Below are 16,114 nucleotides of genomic sequence, written 5' to 3' on the forward strand. Positions count from 1 at the left end.
CCGATGCCCCAAGCCGCGCCCCTTCGCAAGATGCTAGAGCGCCCGGGACGAGGCGATCAGGCGATGCGGTTGAACCGGTCGAAATCGGGCCGCGGGCTGCGCTCGAAGATGGTTTCCGGGTCGCCATAGCCGATCGAGCAGAGGAAATTCGCGCGGTGACGCGGCTGGTCGGCGAAGAAAGCCTTGTTCACCGCTTCGGGGTCGAAGCCCGACATCGGCCCGCAATCGAGCCCCATCGCGCGGGCGGCGAGGATCAGATAGGCGCCCTGGAGCGAGGAATTGCGGAACGCGCCCTCCCTGCGGCCATCTTCGTCACCCTCGAACCAGCTCTTCGCATCGGTGTGCGGGAAGAGCCACGGCAGTTCCTCGTGGAAATCGATGTCGTAGCCGATGATCGCGGTAACGGGAGCGGCGCGGATCTTGTCCTTGTTGCCCTCCATCGCGCATTCGGCGAGCTTGTCCTTGGCCTCATCGCTCTTTGCCCAGACGATGCGCACGGGCTGCATGTTGGCCGAAGTCGGCGCCATCTTCACGAGGTCCCAGATCGCGTGCAGCTGTTCATCGGTGACCGGCTTGTCGAGCCAGCCATTATAGGTGCGCGCTTCGTTGAAGATCTGGTCGAGCGCATCGTCCGACAGGACGTGCCCGTGAAACTGCTTGGTCATGTGTGGCCCCGGGTCAATGAAGGTGAGAGTCAGGCGGCTCGCACTTCAACGACTTCGGGGACGTAATGTTTCAGCAGGCTTTCGATTCCCTGCTTGAGCGTCGCCGTGCTCGACGGGCAGCCCGAACACGCGCCTTGCAGGGTGAGATATACGACCCCGTCCTTGAACCCGCGATAGGCGATGTCGCCGCCATCGCCCGCAACGGCTGGGCGCACCCGGGTTTCGAGCAATTCGTTGATCGCGGAGACCGTTTCGGCATCCGCTTCGTCATCCTCGACCACCATTTCGTCTTCGGGCGGAACGGCGATGCCGTCGGCGCTGCCACCCGCGAAAAGCGGGGCTTCGGAGACGAAATGATCGAGCAGGATGGCAACCACCTGCGGCTTGAGCGCGCTCCATTCGACCCCCGGCGCGGCCGTGACGGTGATGAAGTTCCAGCCATAGAACACGTTGACGACCTCGCCGGTATCGAACAGCGCGGTCGCGAGCGGGCTGGCCGCCGCAGCTTCGGGCGAGGCGAATTCGCGCGTGCCCGAGGGCATGACGGTCTGGCCCGGCAGGAATTTGAGGCTGGAGGGGTTCGGGGTGGTTTCGGTCTCGATGAACATGGATGTAACATAATCACCCCGTCGCCTCCTGCCAACTGCCTGATTTGCGAAAAACGCATGGCAGCGCGGCTGCATTCACTGGTCCTTCATGGGGCCCTTGCCTATAGGCGGGCGTCATGAACGTGTTTGTCCGGGCCATTGCTGCCCTTTCCCTCATTGCCGCCCCGGCAGTTCTCGCTGATCCCGCGCTCGCACAGGAGGCCGCGCCGGACGCATCGCAGGCTGCGCTCGACCTGCCCGAAATCCCCGAGCCGCGCGCGCTGCAATCGGGCGATGAGACACCATGGCTTTACGAGGGCAGCAATGTGCCCGTAGACCGCGAATGGCTTTTCGGTGCCATGGACAACGGCCTTCGTTATGCCGTGCGCCGCAACGGCGTGCCGCCCGGCCAGGTCTCGATCCGGGTGCGGATCGATGCGGGCTCTCTGCACGAGCGCGATAACGAACAGGGCTTTGCCCACCTTCTCGAACACCTGCTGTTCCGCGAAAGCAAGTATCTCGGCCAGGCCGAGGCGATCGCGGCCTGGCAGCGGCTGGGCGCGACGTTCGGCAGCGATGCCAATGCCGAGACCAGCCCGACCCACACCGCCTACCGGCTCGACATCCCGAATATCGACCGCGCGAAACTGGTCGAGAGCTTCAGGCTGTTGTCCGGCATGATCCGCGAGCCGGTGCTGAGCGAGGAGAACGTCGCCGCCGAACGCCCTATCGTCCTCGCCGAAAAGCGCGAGCGGGGCGGGGCGGGCCAGCGCGTCGCCGATCTGACGCGGCGCACCTTCTTCGCCGGCCAGCGCCTTGCGACCCGCAACCCCATCGGCACGGTCGCAACGCTCGGAGCCGCCGATGCGAAAAGCGTGCAGGCCTTTTACGATCGCTGGTACCGGCCCGAGAACACGGTGATCGTGGTCGCGGGCGATGCCGATCCGCAGGTCCTTGCCGGGCTGGTCGAACAGTGGTTCGGCGACTGGCAGGGCACGGGCGAGCCGGGCACGCCGCCGGATTTCGGCGATCCGCTGCCGCCCGAGGGCGCCGCGCAGAGCCCGGTGCTCGGCGCGCCCATCGGCGAACTCGGCATCGCGACCGAGCCCGACCTGCCGCGCAACCTGACCTATGCCGTGATGCGTCCATGGCGCAAGGTCGACGACACCATCGTCTACAATGAAGGCCTGCTGCTCGACGCGATCGCGCAGGCGATCGTCAACCGCCGGCTCGAGGCGCGGGCGCGCGCCGGGGGCAGTTTCCTTTACGCGGCCGTCAGGCAGGAGGACATCTCGCGCTCGACCGATGCGACCTTCGTCAGCTTCGCGCCGCTTACCGCCGACTGGCAGGCCGCCCTTGCCGAGGTGCGCGCGGTGATCGCCGATGCGCTCGCCAATCCGCCGACGCAGGAGGAGATCGACCGCGAGGCGGCGGAATTCGAAGTCGTCTTCGCCAACGAGGTCGAAACCCGCAGCGTCAAGGCGGGCAGCGAACTCGCCGACAACCTCGTCAATGCGGTCGACATCCGCGAGACCGTTGCCGCGCCCGAAGTGGTGCTCGAGGTGTTTCGCGGGATGAAGGACCGGCTCAACCCGGCCGAAGTGCTCGAGCATACGCGCGCCCTGTTCGAGGGCAGCGTGATGCGTTCGGTCTATGTCACGCCCGAACTGGGCGAGGCGGACGAGGGCCGGCTGAAGCTTGCGCTGTCGGCCCCGGTCGAAATCGATTCGGGCGCGCGCCTTGCCGCGCAGACTATCGATTTCGCCGACCTGCCTCCCGTCGGCGAGGCGGGCACGATTATCGGCCGCGAGCCGGTGGGCCTGCTCGAGGTGGAGAAGATCGAATTCGACAATGGCGTCAAGGCGCTGCTCTGGGCGAACGATGCCGAGCCCGGCCGGGTGACGGTGCGCGTGCGCTTCGGCGCGGGCTATCGCGCGTTCGACGAGGACAGCGCGGTCTACGCGCCGCTGGGCGAGGTCGCGCTGGTCGGCTCGGGGCTGGGCGAGCTCGGACAGGAGGAAATCGATCGGCTGGCGACGGGGCGCAAGCTCGGCTTTGAATTCGCTATCGACGACGCGGTTTTCACCCTTACGGCGCAGACCCGTTCCGAAGATGTCGCCGACCAGCTTTACCTGTTCGCGGCCAAGCTCGGCATGCCGCGCTGGGACCCCGAGCCGGTGAAGCGCGCGAAGGCGGCGGCGGAGCTCGCCTACAAGACTTTCGCGACGAGCCCGGGGGGCGTGCTGGCGCGCGATCTGGAATATATCCAGACCGACATGGACCCGCGCTTCGCGACACCGGATCCGGAGGCGCTGGAGACGGTCACGCCCGAGGGCTTCCGCGCGGTATGGGAACCGCTGCTCGCCGAGGGACCGGTCGAGGTGCTGGTGTTCGGCCAGTTCGACAAGGAAGCGATCGTCGAGAAACTGCGCACCACTTTCGGCGCGCTTCCGGCACGCGCGCCGATCGCCCCCGAAGTGGCCGCCCGCATGCCCGATTTTCCCGCTGTCGGCGGTGAGCCCGTCGTCCGCTTCCACCGCGGGGATGAAAACCAGGCGGCGGCGGTCGTCACCTGGCCGAGCGCCGGCGGCATGGCCCGCATCCGCGAGGCGCGCCAGCTCGAGATCCTGACGCAGGTGTTCAACAACCGCCTGATGGAAGCCCTGCGCGAACAGGCCGGCGCGAGCTATTCGCCGCAGGTCTTCTCGAAATGGCCGGAGGACCTTGCAGGCGGCGGGCGAATCACCGCGCTTGCCCAGCTCGAGCCCGAATTCGTGCCGTTCTTCTTCGCCGCGGCGGACAAGATCGCGACCGACCTGGCGGCCAATCCGCCCACGCCCGACGAGCTCGAGCGAGTCACCGCGCCGCTGGCCGAACGGGTCCGGCGGGCTTCGACCGGGAACCAGTTCTGGCTCTACAATCTCGAGGGCGCGACCACCGACCCGGCGCGCGTCAATCTCGTGCGCTCGCTGCTGGCGGATTACTCGCAGACCACGCCGCAGATCATGCTGCTGCTTGCGAACCGCTATTTCGTGCGCAAGACCCCGCTCAAGCTCGCGATCATTCCCGAAGGACAGGAGCTTGCCGAGACCCCGCCGGCAAGCGCGATCCCCGACGTGGCACCTGACCCGGCCCCGGTCGCCGAGCCCGCGCGCGCCGAGGTGATGGGACGCTGAGCGGGCGCGAAACGATGTTGCCGGAAGGGGCCTTGCGGCTTTACACTCGTGGCGCGGGGGCCTAGGCGCGCCATCCCTGGAACATGATCGAAAAGATGCGGACATATTGAACGTGGCGAAGGACTGGACACCCGAAAGCTGGAAAGCCCACGAGGCGCGGCACCTGCCGCTTTACGAGGACGCGGCCGAGCTCGCCGCTGCCGAAGCCACGCTCGGCAGCTATCCCCCGCTCGTCTTTGCGGGCGAGGCGCGCGCGCTCAAGGCCGACCTTGCCGATGTCGCGAACGGCCACGGTTTCCTGCTGCAGGGCGGGGACTGCGCCGAAAGCTTTGCCGAATTTCATCCGAACAATATCCGCGACACCTTCCGCGTGCTGCTGCAGATGGCGGTGGTCATGACCTTCGCCAGCAAGCGGCCGGTGGTGAAGGTGGGGCGCATGGCGGGCCAGTTCGCCAAGCCGCGCTCCTCGCCCACGGAAACGATCGGCGACATGACGCTGCCGAGTTATTTCGGCGACAACATCAACGGGATCGAATTCGATCCCGCACAGCGCCGCAACGATCCCCAGCGCATGCTGCGCGCCTATTCGCAGGCGGCCGCGACATTGAACCTGCTGCGCGCCTTTGCCGGCGGGGGCTATGCGAACCTGCGCCAGGTCCACCAGTGGACGCTCGATTTCATGGGGCGCACGCCGTGGACCGAAAAATTCAGCCGCACCGCCGACCGGATCGGCGAAGCGCTGGATTTCATGGAAGCCTGCGGGATCGACCCGGCGACGGTCCCGCAATTGCAGGGCACCAGCTTCTACACCAGCCACGAGGGCCTGCTGTTGCCCTATGAAGAGGCGCTTACGCGGCAGGATTCGCTGACCGGTGAATGGTACGCCACATCCGCGCACATGCTGTGGATCGGCGACCGCACCCGCTTTCCCGGCAGCGCGCATATCGAATTCGCGCGCGGGATCGGCAATCCGCTCGGCATGAAATGCGGCCCCAGTCTCGAACCCGACGACCTGCTGCGCCTGCTCGACACGCTCGATCCGCAGCGCGAGCCGGGGCGGATCACGCTCATCAGCCGGTTCGGGCACGAGAAGGTCGAGGACGGGCTCCCGCGGCTGGTTCAGGCGGTCAAGCGCGAAGGACACCCGGTGGTGTGGAGCTGCGATCCGATGCACGGCAATGTCGTGAAATCGGAGACCGGCTTCAAGACGCGGCCCTTCGACCGGATCCTGAGAGAGGTGAAGGGCTTTTTCGCCGTCCACCGCGAGGAAGGCACGCATCCGGGCGGCATCCATATCGAGATGACCGGGCAGGACGTGACCGAATGCGTCGGCGGCGCGGTCGCGATCACCGAGGAACGGCTCGGCGACCGCTACCACACGCACTGCGACCCGCGGCTCAATGCCGAACAGTCGCTCGAACTCGCTTTCCTCATTGCCGAAATGCTCAATGAGGCGGCGAATGAGCGCGGGGGCAGCGCGAAAGCCGACGCGGCCTAGGCCCTAAACCCGGGGGCGGCATTTGCTTGCTGCCAAGCATGATCGCGGTAGGCTTGGGCCCGTCATGTCCGTGTCCGATCCGTTCCTCTTTGCCTCCAGCCTTGCGTTGGGCTGCCTGGCGCTCGCCTTGATGCGTCCGATCATCGCCGCGCGCCGCGCCGCGCGCACCGCCGCGCGCGCGGCGCGGCAGCGCGCAAGGCGCGAGCACGCGGAGATAGAGGCGCTGCGCGAGGCGCTTCGACGCGGCTGAACCGAGCGGGCTTGGCACGGTCCGGCTCACGGCAGGCACGGTGCGTCTCGCCGCTCAATCCGCCAGCAACCCTTTCAATCGAACCGCGTTTGCTCCATGTCGGCATCCGAACGGGCCCACCCCCTTGCGGCCCGGGCCGATGTGAGGAGGTCCTGTTTGACCCGATCCATGCCGACCAAGGCGCCTTCGATTCCCGCCGCAAGCAGCGAAGAAGTATCGCTGGCTCAAAGCTTTACCGCGACACGCGCGCTGAGCGAGGCGCTGGCCCGCCCCCTTTCCGATGCCGATGCGACGATCCAGTCGATGGAGGATGCGAGTCCGGCCAAGTGGCATCTCGCGCACACGACCTGGTTCTGGGAGACCTTCCTGCTGCGCGACCACGTTCCCGGCTATGAACGCCATGATGCCGATTGGCCGTTCCTGTTCAATTCCTATTACGAGGCCGAGGGCGAGCGGATCGCGCGCTTTACGCGCGGATTGCTGTCCCGCCCGACGCTCGAGGAGGTGCTCGAGTGGCGCGCGGCCGTGACCGAGGCGATGCAGCCGCTGCTCTCCGATCCCGCCTGCGAAGACCTGATCCGGCTCGGCATCGCACATGAACAGCAGCACATCGAATTGCTGCTGACCGACATCAAGCACGCGCTGTGGCACAACCCGCTCGGCCCGGCGATGTGGGCCGCGGAGCCAGAGCCTTGCGCGCCCGCGGGCGAGACGTGCTGGCACGAACACCCCGGCGGCGTCGCGCTGATCGGCCATGACGCAGAAGGCTTCGCTTTCGACAATGAAGGCCCGCGCCACCGCGTGTTGCTCGAACCCTTCGCGCTCGCCGACCGGCTGGTGACGAACGGCGAATGGGCCGAATTCATTGCAGATGGCGGCTATGAAACCGCCTCGCTCTGGCTCTCCGACGGCTGGGCCTGGGTCAAGGCGACGGGGGCGCGCGCACCGCTATACTGGCGCGAGGACGAGGCCTTCACCCATGCCGGCTGGAAGCGCCGCGATCCGGATGCGCCCGTCACCCACATCAACTATTTCGAGGCCGATGCCTTCGCCAGCTGGGCGGGCGCGCGGCTGCCGACCGAGTTCGAATGGGAAGCGATCGCGCGCGGGCAGGACGGCTCGGAAAAGCGGCCCGCGCATGATGCGGGCGCGGGCAACCAGCTCGATACCGCCGCCCCGCCGCTCCCTCGCGGAGGCACGGACCTGTTTGGCGATTGCTGGCAGTTCACCCGCTCGGCCTACCTGCCCTATCCGCGCTTCCGGCCCGCGGCGGGCGCGGTGGGCGAGTATAACGGCAAGTTCATGAGCGGGCAGTTCGTCCTGAAGGGCGCGAGCTGCGCGACCGTGCGCGGCCATTCGCGCGCGTCCTATCGCAATTTCTTCTACCCGCACCAGCAATGGCAATTCACCGGGCTCAGGCTCGCAAGGGATCTTTGACGAATGACGACGAACAAGGGACTGGCACTGGTCGAGCGCGACGAGAGCGGGGTCGATCTGGCTTTCCGGGCGAATGTGCTCGACGGCCTGCGCGCCTCGCCCAAGGCGATCCCGGCGCGCTGGCTTTATGACGATGCCGGATCGCAATTGTTCGAGGACATAACCAAGGTCCCCGAATATTACCCGACCCGCGCCGAGACCGAGATCCTGAAAACGCGCAGCGGAGAATTCGCCGCGCTTGTGGGGCCCGGCAGGGCGGTGGTCGAATTCGGCTCCGGCTCCTCGGTCAAGACCCCGCTGCTGCTTTCGGCGATCGAGCCTGCGTCCTATGTCCCGCTCGACATTGCGGGCGATTTCCTGCGCGCGGCGGCTGCCGACCTTGCGGAGAAATTCCCCGGCCTGCCGGTCCACCCGGTCGAGGCCGATTTCATGCGCAGGGTCGAATTGCCCGGTGAGGTCGCGGACCAGCCCAAGCTCGGCTTCTTCCCCGGCTCGACGATCGGCAACATGGTCGCGCGCACGGCGGTCGACCTGCTGCGCTCGATGCGCGAGACCCTTGGGACGGGTGCGCGCCTGCTGATCGGGATGGACCTCATCAAGGACGAGGAGGTGCTGGTCGCCGCCTATGACGATGCGGGCGGCGTCACGGCGGAATTCAATTACAACCTCGTGCGGCGGATCAACCGCGAACTCGAAGGCGACATTCCGCTCGACAAGCTGCGCCACGACGCGCGCTGGAACGACGATTATGCCCGGGTGGAGATGCATCTCGTCGCCCAAGAGACACTCGCCTTCACCGTCAGCGGCGAGGCCTTCGGGATGGAAAAGGGCGAGACGATCCACACCGAGAACAGCCATAAGTTCAACCGCCGGACCTCGAACATGCTGCTGCTCGCCGGTGGGTGGGAACCGGTCGAACGCTGGACCGATGAGCAGGGGCGCTTCTCGATGATCCTTGCCGAGGCGCGGCCCCCGCGCTCCGCGCCCTGATTCGCGGGAAACCGCACGCCCGCGCACGCGTTGGGGCGGGATGACCACGCAGACCCATGAAATTCTCGTCATCGGCGCGGGCATGGCCGGCCTCGCCTGCGCCACCCGCCTTGCCGAAGCGGGGCGCGATGTCGCGCTGATCGACAAGGGCCGCGGCCCCGGCGGGCGCATGGCCGCGCGCCGCGCCGAGATCGACGGCGAGACCGTGCGCTTCGACCACGGGGCGCAATATTTCACCGCCCGCGACCCGGCCTTCCGCGAGGCGGTCGCCGAGTGGGAAAAGGCAAGCGCGGCCGCGCGCTGGCCGGAAGCCGGGGAGGACGCCTTCGTCGGAACGCCCGGCATGAATGGTCCGATCAAGGCGATGGCGAGCGAGGTCCCGGTGCACTGGTCCGTCCGCGCCGAACGCGTCATGCGTGAGGACGACCTCTGGCGCGTCGAGACGGAAGCGGGCACGCTCACCGCACGCACGCTGCTGGTCGCGATCCCCGCCGAACAGACCGCCGCGCTACTCGCCGATGCCGCGCCCGATCTCGCGGCGCTGGCGGGCGAGGTCGTCTCCGAACCGTGCTGGGCGGTCATGGCGGGCTTCGCCGGGCGGCTGGGCATCGATGGCGACACGTTCCGAGGGGGCGGGCCCATCGCCTGGGCCGCGCGCAATTCTGCCAAGCCGGGCAGGACAGGAGCCGAGACCTGGGTCATCCATGCTGCTCCCTCGCGCAGCCGCGAATTGCTGGACGTGGACAAGGACGAGGCCGCCAAGCGCCTGCTCGCCGATTTCTTCGCCGCGTGCCGCACCACGCCGCAAGCACCCGATCACCTCGCAGCGCATCGCTGGCTCTACGCTATGCCCGCCAGCCTTGCAGGCGATCCGGCGCGTTACGATGCGGCGGCGCGGATCGGCGTTGCGGGTGACTGGCTGCATTCGCCGCGGGTCGAAGGTGCCTTCCTGTCGGGCCGCGCGCTTGCCGAGAGCGTGCTCGCGCGAGGCTGACAGGCTTGCGAAAAGGCTAGTGGCGCGGCTCTCCCCCGGCGCGTAGCCCTGTCGCCCTTAGAAAAGGGGGAGAGACCATGCACGACCTGTTCGACCTATCGGGCAAGACCGCCGTCGTCACCGGAGCTGGGCGCGGGATCGGGGAGGGCATCGCCGCGCTGCTCGCCGAAGCGGGCGCGAACGTGGTGTGCGCCGCGCGCTCGATCGACCAGATCGAGCGGGTCGCCGCCGCGATCAATGCGTCCGACGCGCCCGGCCGCGCGATCGCGCAGGTCACCGACGTGTCGAGCGCCGCAGCGATGGACGCGCTTGCGAGCCGGGCGGTGGACGAATTCGGACGGCTCGACATCTGGGTCAACAATGCCGGCGGCTCGCTCGTCTCCGCGCCGATCGTGGAGCTCGACCCGGAGGAGTGGGAAACAACGCTTTCGGTCAATCTCACCTCGGTCTTTCATGGCGTGCGCGCGGCGGTCGGACACATGGGCGAGGGCGGCAGCATCGTGAACACCTCGTCCATGGCCGGGCGCGACCCCTTCCCGGGCAGCGGCCATTACAGCGCGGCCAAGGCGGGCGTAAATATGCTGACCAAGACGCTCGCGATGGAACTGGGCGAGAAGAAAATCCGCGTGAACGCGATCCTGCCCGGCTTCGTGCCGACCGACACGGTGAAAAAGGCGCTGTCGATGAGCGACGAGGATTTCGGCCCGCTGCTCGAACAGCTGAACCTGCCTGCAGGACGTCTCGGCACGCCGCGCGATATCGCCGCGTGTGTGCTCTATCTGGTGGGCGATTCGGGCGAATGGGTGACTGGCCAGTGCCTGACGGTGGCGGGGACGGTGTGAATCACCGCACCTGACCGGGCCGGCTGGGTGCTTCGGTCCGCAGCGACCGTGGTCCCGGGGGAATTGGCTGGGGTGGCAGGATTCGAACCTGCGCATGGCGGTACCAAAAACCGCTGCCTTACCGCTTGGCTACACCCCAGCAGGAGCGGCGCTCTATAGCGTCTCGTTCGTGTATGTGAAGGGGGCCTTCAGAAGCTCCAGTCGAGATTCTTGCCCTCGAAATCGGACCGCCCGTGGCGTTCGAGCAGCTTGGTGTCGTCCTCGCCCCAGGTCTTGTTGACGATCCGCCCGCGCAGCACTGCCGGGCGCGCGGCGATCTCACGGGCCCAGCGCGCGACATGTTCGTAATCGTCGATCGAAAGGAAGGTCTTCGCGTCGTTGTAGATCTGCCCGGCGACAAAAGGCGCGAGCCACGGAAAGTTCGCCATGTCGGCGATGGTGTAATCCTCGCCGCCGAGATAGCGGGTTACGGCCAGTCGCTTGTCCGCGACGTCGAAAATGCGCTTCACCTCCATGGCGTAGCGGTCGATCGGATATTCGTATTTCTCCGGCGCATAGGCGTAGAAATGGCCGAAGCCGCCGCCGATAAAGGGGCCGGTGCCGACCTGCCAGAACACCCAGGAGAGGACTTCGGCCCGGGCGGCCGGGTCGGTGGGGAGGAATTCGCCGAATTTCTCGGCAAGGTGGACGAGGATCGCCCCGCTTTCGAAAACGCGGAAGGGCTCCGGACCGCTGCGGTCGATGAGGGCGGGGATCTTGGAATTGGGATTGATCGCGACGAAGCCGCTGGTGAACTGCTCGCCTTCGGAGATGTTCACCGTGTAGGCGTCGTATTCGGCGCCCGTGTGGCCCTTTTCGAGCAGCTCTTCGAGCATGATCGTCACCTTCACCCCGTTGGGCGTGGCGAGCGAGTGAAGCTGGAAGGGATTGTCGCCCTCGGGCAGCTCCTTCTCCTCGCGCGCGCCCGCGGTCGGGCGATTGATCCCGGCAAAGCGCCCGCCCGAAACGGTTTCGGGGTTCCAGACCTTGGGCGGGGTATAGGTGGGATCGGCCATGAATCGGGTCTCCTCGCATCTCGTGGGTATCGCGTGCGCGCCGAGACGTGCCGCGCATCGCGGCGGAGCGCAAGGGCGACCTCGCGATGCCTCCCTAGGAAGTGCGCGCGATAGCCGCTAGAGGAAGCGCGAGGCCGCAACTGGCGAAGGACGAAACCGCCCACCATGGCAGCAACGACGCATCCCTTCTTCGACATGCATGCCCACGGTCTCGTGCGCGTCGCCACCGCGACGCCCGCGAGCCGCACCGGCGATGTCGCCTTCAACACTGCGGGTGTTCTGGCCGAGGCGGCGCGGGCGCACGAGGCCAATGTCGATCTCGTCGTATTTCCCGAACTGACTCTCTCCTCTTACGCGATCGACGATCTGCACCTGCAGCAGGCGATGCTGGAGCGGGTCGAACGCGCAGTCGCCGAAATGGTCGAGGCGTCGGACGATTTCACTCCGGTGCTGGTGCTCGGCGCGCCGATGCGACGCGGGGACAAGGTCTACAATTGCGCCCTCGTGATCGCCGGGGGCGAACTGCTCGGCGTGGTGCCGAAAAGCTACCTGCCGAATTACCGGGAATTCTACGAAAAACGCTATTTCGCCCATGGCCGGGGCTGCGAGGACATGTGGATCGCGGTGAACGGGGAGGAAGTGCCCTTCGGCACCGACCTTGTCTTTGCCGCCGCCAACCTGCCCGGCTTCACCTTCGGGGTCGAGATCTGCGAGGATTTCTGGGCCCCGCTGCCCCCCGGCAACATGGCCGCGCTGGCGGGCGCGCATATCCTGTGCAACCTTTCGGCCTCGCCCATCACCATCGGGCGGGCGGACGATCGCCACCTGCATTGCCGCTCGTCCTCGTCCCGCGCGATCTGTGCCTATGTCTATTCGGCGAGCGGGCACGGTGAAAGCACGACCGACCTCGCCTGGGACGGGCAGGGCGTGATCTACGAACTGGGCGACCTGATGAACGAGAGCGTGCGCTTCGATCTCGAGCCCGCTTTGTGCGTGGTCGATGTCGATACCGACCGCATCATCGCCGAGCGCACCCGCAACCAGACCTTCGCCGATGCCGCCGAGGCGCATGGTCGGCCGGAGGATCGCTATCGCCGGATCGTGTTCGAGCATGCCTTCAGCGAGGGCGATATCGGCCTGAAGCGCCCGGTGCGGCGGTTCCCCTTCGTCCCGAACAATCCGGGGACACTGGATGCGGATTGCTACGAGGCTTTCAACATCCAGGTCGATGCGCTGATGCGGCGGATCCAGGCGACGAAGGCCAGGAGCCTGGTGATCGGCATTTCGGGCGGGCTCGATTCGACCCATGCCCTGATCGTCGCCGCCAAGGCCTGCGACCGGCTGGGCCTGCCGAGGACGACGATCCGCGGATACACCATGCCCGGCTTCGCCACTTCGCGCGAGACGAAGGACAATGCCTGGAAGCTGATGGAGGCCTTCGGCATCACCGCCGAGGAGATCGACATCCGCCCGGCGGCGACGAAAATGCTGGAGGACATGGGCCACCCCTATGCGGACGGAGAGGCGCATTACGACGTAACCTTCGAGAACGTGCAGGCGGGGCTGCGCACCGATTACCTCTTTCGCCTCGCCGGCCTGCATGGCGGTTTCGTGATCGGGACGGGCGACCTGTCGGAGCTGGCGCTGGGCTGGTGTACCTACGGGGTGGGCGACCAGATGAGCCATTACGGGGTCAATGCGGGCGTGCCCAAGACGCTGATCCGCTATCTCATCCGCTGGACGATCCAGACCGGGCAGTTCGACGAGGCCTGCGCCGAAGTGTTGCAGGCGGTCCACGACACGGTGATCTCGCCAGAGCTTGTCCCGGCGGGCGAGGACGGCGCGATCCAGTCGACCGAGGAGGTGATCGGGCCCTACGAATTGAACGACTTCTTCCTCCACCATTGCATCCGTTTCGGCCAGCGCCCCTCGAAGATCGCGTTCCTCGCCTTTCACGCGTGGAAGGACCGCGAGGCGGGCGAATGGCCGGTCGATTTTCCCGAGGACACCCGCAACGAATACGATCTTGCGACAATCGCCCACTGGCTGGAGAATTTCTGCCGCCGTTTCTTCGGTTTCTCCCAATTCAAGCGCAGCGCGCTGCCCAACGGGCCCAAGGTGTCCTCGGGCGGGGCGCTGTCCCCGCGCGGCGACTGGCGTGCGCCGTCCGATGCCGTTGCGGACGTATGGATCGAGGAATTGCGCGAGAGCCTGCCGGGTGATGCCTTTGCGGGTGGGGGCTGACGAAAACTGCCCGGCTCGCTCCCCTTTTCCGCGGTGCTGGTCCTGCTCGCCGTCAACGTGTTCTGGGCGCTCAACGTGGTGGTCTCCAAGATCGCCGTCGATGACCTTGCGCTGCCGCCGCTGTTCTATGCCGCGCTGCGCTCGGCGCTGGTGGTGCTCGCGCTTGCCCCGCTGCTGGGGCGCGTCCCGGAAAACCTGCCGCGCGTGCTGGCGATCGGGCTGGCGATCAGCGGCGGCTCCTTCGCGCTGCTTTTCGTAGGCCTGCAGAGCGCTTCGCCCTCGGCAGCCGGGATCGTGGGCCTTGCCGGGGCGCCGCTGACCGTGCTGTTCGCGATCCTCTTCCTCAAGGAACAGGTGCGCTGGCGGCGTGCGCTGGGCATCGCGCTGACCTTTGTCGGGGTGGCAATCGCGATCGGTTCGCCCTCGGGGCTGGAAAGCGGGTGGGGGCTGGGCTTCGTCTTTGCCTCGTCCGTGATCGGCGCGCTCGGTTCGGTCTTTTTCAAGCGATTGAGCATTGGCGCGGTCACCATGCAGGCATGGGCGGGGCTCGCATCGGTCATCGTTCTCCTGCCGCTCTCCTTCGCGCTCGAAAGCGGGCAGGGCGCGGCGCTTGCGGCCTCTCCGCTGGCCGTGGCCGGCTGCGTCGCCTTTGCCGGGCTGGTCGTGTCGGTGGGCGCGCATTCGAGCTATTACCGCATCCTGAGGCAGCACGATGCCAATCTCGTCGCACCCTTCACGCTGCTTACGCCGCTGCTCACCATCGGTTTCGGCGCATGGCTCACCGGGGACCCGATCGGCTGGCCCCTGCTGGGCGGGGCGGCGCTTGCCATGCTCGGCGTTGCGATCATCGTGCTCAGGCCCAGCCGCGCCCTGTTCAAGCCGCTGCTGGTCCGTCCCCGACTCTAGCGCGGCGCGCGATTTGGAATTTTGCCGGGCTGCGGTTACAGTCCGGTCCCATCGGGTCGCCCGGACCGCACGGAATTGCGGTGGGGCGAAGGCACATGGATACCGTATACGGCGCGCGCGGGGGGCTCGTGCTGGAAAACAGCCGCCCCTTGCGGCTCTTCACGCTTTTCATCCTCTATGTCGGGCAGGGCATGCCGATCGGCCTGTTCTGGTTCGCCGTGCCGGCCTGGATGGCGGTCAGCGGGGCTTCGGCGGGCGATGTCGGCACGGTCGCCGCCTTCACCGCGCTGCCGTGGTCGCTGAAACTGGTGAACGGCTTCATCATGGACCGCTATACCTTCCTGCCGATGGGGCGCAGGCGGGCCTGGCTGCTGGGCGCACAGGGGCTGATGATCGCAAGCCTCCTCGTCGCCGCCGCCATCGCACCCGAGGCGGGCGACGTCTCCTTCCTCGCCGCGATCGGTTTCACCGTGAACATGGCGACGACCTTCCAGGACGTGGCCGTCGATGGCCTCGCCGTCGACATCATGAGCGAGGACGAGCGCGCGCGCGGCAGCGGCATGATGTTCGGCGGACAGGCGATCGGCATCGCCGCGGCATCGGCGATCTGCGGCTTCGTGATCGAGGACTTCGGCGCTCCGGCCGCCTTCATCGTGATCGCCGCACTGATCGGCCTATTGTGCGCCTATATCGCCGCATTTGCCGAGCGCGAGGGCGAACGCCGCCTGCCGTGGAGCGAGGGCGGGGCGCATGAACGCAACCTCGCGGTCCAGATCGAAGCCTGGGCGCCGCTGCTCGCATCGACCTTCGCCGCGCTGACCAAGGCGGTCAGCCTGCTGTGGCTGCCGATCCTTTTTTCGCGCGGGATCCTCTATGGCGGGCTGACCGGGGCGACGCCGCTGATCGGAGCGAATGACGCGGGCTGGGACACGAGCGCGATTTCGAGCCTGACGGCGACCGCGGGCCTCGTCGGGGGCGTGCTGGCGATGACACTGGGCGGCTGGCTCGGCGATCGGTTCGGTGCGAAGCGGATCGGGATCGTGTGGCTTAGTGTCCAGATCGCCGGGCTTGCGGCGATGTATTTCGGGCAGGGCCTGTGGGGCAATCCGGCGGTCTTCATCGCCTTCGTGATCGGCTGGGTCGCGCTCGACCTGCTGCTGACGGTCGCGCTGCTGCCGGTATCGATGCGGCTGTGCGAACCGAGTGTCGCGGCGACCCAGTTCACGATCTACATGGCGGTATCCAATTTCGGGATTTCCTTCGGCGCCTTCATGCTGGGCCGCACCGACGCGATGGGCGGCCTCGCCTCGATCTTCCTCGTGGTCGGCGCCGGCTGCGCGGTTGCCCTCGCGCTGCTGGTGACGGTGCGATATCCGCGCCGCCCGGAATATTACGCGCGCGACACCGAGGCCGCGATGGTGTTCGACAGCGCCGCGCCGCTCCCGGAGGACCGGCGCGGCCCCGCCTAGG

13 protein-coding genes and 1 tRNA gene are annotated in these 16,114 nt (G+C 67.1%); 10 read left to right on the forward strand and 4 right to left on the reverse strand.

All coding sequences use genetic code 11. The annotated features are described in order from the left end of the window. Positions 1–56: 56 nt before the first annotated feature. Entirely contained in the window at positions 57–665 is a 609-nt protein-coding gene (locus tag RIB52_RS07105) for a malonic semialdehyde reductase (protein ID WP_350174368.1), read from the reverse strand. Positions 666–694: 29 nt separating this feature from the next. Further along, positions 695–1,273 (reverse strand): NifU family protein, encoded by a 579-nt coding sequence (locus RIB52_RS07110; protein ID WP_350174370.1) that lies wholly within the window; start codon positions 1,271–1,273, stop codon positions 695–697. Between the two features lie 116 nt (positions 1,274–1,389). Between RIB52_RS07110 and RIB52_RS07115 the strand changes: the two genes are divergently transcribed. The 7 genes from RIB52_RS07115 (at position 1,390) to RIB52_RS07145 (ending at position 10,439) form a co-directional block, all read left to right on the forward strand. Then, the gene (locus RIB52_RS07115; protein ID WP_350174372.1) at positions 1,390–4,428 is read left to right on the forward strand and encodes a M16 family metallopeptidase; all 3,039 of its coding nucleotides are present in this window, start codon (positions 1,390–1,392) and stop codon (positions 4,426–4,428) included. A gap of 112 nt (positions 4,429–4,540) precedes the next feature. Continuing rightward, positions 4,541–5,926 carry a class II 3-deoxy-7-phosphoheptulonate synthase gene (locus RIB52_RS07120; protein ID WP_350174771.1) on the forward strand — a complete coding sequence of 462 codons (1,386 nt, stop codon included), beginning with the start codon at positions 4,541–4,543 and terminating at the stop codon, positions 5,924–5,926. Between the two features lie 64 nt (positions 5,927–5,990). Continuing rightward, the gene (locus RIB52_RS07125; protein WP_350174374.1) at positions 5,991–6,176 is read left to right on the forward strand and encodes a hypothetical protein; all 186 of its coding nucleotides are present in this window, start codon (positions 5,991–5,993) and stop codon (positions 6,174–6,176) included. Between the two features lie 168 nt (positions 6,177–6,344). Then, entirely contained in the window at positions 6,345–7,613 is a 1,269-nt protein-coding gene (gene egtB / locus RIB52_RS07130; RefSeq protein WP_350174773.1) for an ergothioneine biosynthesis protein EgtB, read from the forward strand. Positions 7,614–7,616: 3 nt separating this feature from the next. After that, a complete protein-coding gene (egtD, locus tag RIB52_RS07135; RefSeq protein ID WP_350174376.1) occupies positions 7,617–8,603 on the forward strand; it encodes an L-histidine N(alpha)-methyltransferase in 987 nt (328 codons plus the stop codon). A gap of 40 nt (positions 8,604–8,643) precedes the next feature. After that, the gene (locus RIB52_RS07140; RefSeq protein ID WP_350174378.1) at positions 8,644–9,597 is read left to right on the forward strand and encodes an NAD(P)/FAD-dependent oxidoreductase; all 954 of its coding nucleotides are present in this window, start codon (positions 8,644–8,646) and stop codon (positions 9,595–9,597) included. A gap of 77 nt (positions 9,598–9,674) precedes the next feature. Then, positions 9,675–10,439, forward strand: a complete 765-nt coding sequence (locus tag RIB52_RS07145; RefSeq protein ID WP_350174380.1) for an SDR family NAD(P)-dependent oxidoreductase — start codon at positions 9,675–9,677, stop codon at positions 10,437–10,439. A gap of 64 nt (positions 10,440–10,503) precedes the next feature. Here the strand turns inward: RIB52_RS07145 and RIB52_RS07150 are convergent. Both RIB52_RS07150 and yghU read right to left on the reverse strand, forming a co-directional pair. After that, positions 10,504–10,578, reverse strand: a tRNA-Gln gene (locus RIB52_RS07150). Between the two features lie 49 nt (positions 10,579–10,627). Further along, positions 10,628–11,494 carry a glutathione-dependent disulfide-bond oxidoreductase gene (gene yghU, locus RIB52_RS07155; RefSeq protein WP_350174382.1) on the reverse strand — a complete coding sequence of 289 codons (867 nt, stop codon included), beginning with the start codon at positions 11,492–11,494 and terminating at the stop codon, positions 10,628–10,630. A gap of 165 nt (positions 11,495–11,659) precedes the next feature. Between yghU and RIB52_RS07160 the strand changes: the two genes are divergently transcribed. The 3 genes from RIB52_RS07160 (at position 11,660) to RIB52_RS07170 (ending at position 16,113) form a co-directional block, all read left to right on the forward strand. Then, entirely contained in the window at positions 11,660–13,738 is a 2,079-nt protein-coding gene (locus tag RIB52_RS07160) for an NAD(+) synthase (protein WP_350174384.1), read from the forward strand. A 33-nt stretch (positions 13,739–13,771) separates the two neighbouring features. After that, the gene (locus RIB52_RS07165) at positions 13,772–14,644 is read left to right on the forward strand and encodes a DMT family transporter (protein ID WP_350174386.1); all 873 of its coding nucleotides are present in this window, start codon (positions 13,772–13,774) and stop codon (positions 14,642–14,644) included. A gap of 95 nt (positions 14,645–14,739) precedes the next feature. Further along, a complete protein-coding gene (locus RIB52_RS07170) occupies positions 14,740–16,113 on the forward strand; it encodes an MFS transporter (RefSeq protein ID WP_350174388.1) in 1,374 nt (457 codons plus the stop codon). Position 16,114 lies beyond the last annotated feature (1 nt).

Origin of the sequence: Erythrobacter sp. (assembly GCF_040217515.1) — a bacterium.
Classification (GTDB): Bacteria; Pseudomonadota; Alphaproteobacteria; order Sphingomonadales; family Sphingomonadaceae; genus Erythrobacter.

What these genes read in the sequence shown, in the direction of transcription:
- RIB52_RS07115 (WP_350174372.1), top strand. Translation starts at nt 1,390, where the DNA reads ATGAACGTGTTTGTCCGGGCCATTGCTGCCCTTTCCCTCATTGCCGCC.
- RIB52_RS07110 (WP_350174370.1), bottom strand. Translation starts at nt 1,273, where the DNA reads ATGTTCATCGAGACCGAAACCACCCCGAACCCCTCCAGCCTCAAATTC.
- RIB52_RS07160 (WP_350174384.1), top strand. Translation starts at nt 11,660, where the DNA reads ATGGCAGCAACGACGCATCCCTTCTTCGACATGCATGCCCACGGTCTC.
- egtB (WP_350174773.1), top strand. Translation starts at nt 6,345, where the DNA reads ATGCCGACCAAGGCGCCTTCGATTCCCGCCGCAAGCAGCGAAGAAGTA.
- RIB52_RS07140 (WP_350174378.1), top strand. Translation starts at nt 8,644, where the DNA reads ATGACCACGCAGACCCATGAAATTCTCGTCATCGGCGCGGGCATGGCC.
- egtD (WP_350174376.1), top strand. Translation starts at nt 7,617, where the DNA reads ATGACGACGAACAAGGGACTGGCACTGGTCGAGCGCGACGAGAGCGGG.
- RIB52_RS07105 (WP_350174368.1), bottom strand. Translation starts at nt 665, where the DNA reads ATGACCAAGCAGTTTCACGGGCACGTCCTGTCGGACGATGCGCTCGAC.
- RIB52_RS07145 (WP_350174380.1), top strand. Translation starts at nt 9,675, where the DNA reads ATGCACGACCTGTTCGACCTATCGGGCAAGACCGCCGTCGTCACCGGA.
- RIB52_RS07125 (WP_350174374.1), top strand. Translation starts at nt 5,991, where the DNA reads ATGTCCGTGTCCGATCCGTTCCTCTTTGCCTCCAGCCTTGCGTTGGGC.
- RIB52_RS07170 (WP_350174388.1), top strand. Translation starts at nt 14,740, where the DNA reads ATGGATACCGTATACGGCGCGCGCGGGGGGCTCGTGCTGGAAAACAGC.
- yghU (WP_350174382.1), bottom strand. Translation starts at nt 11,494, where the DNA reads ATGGCCGATCCCACCTATACCCCGCCCAAGGTCTGGAACCCCGAAACC.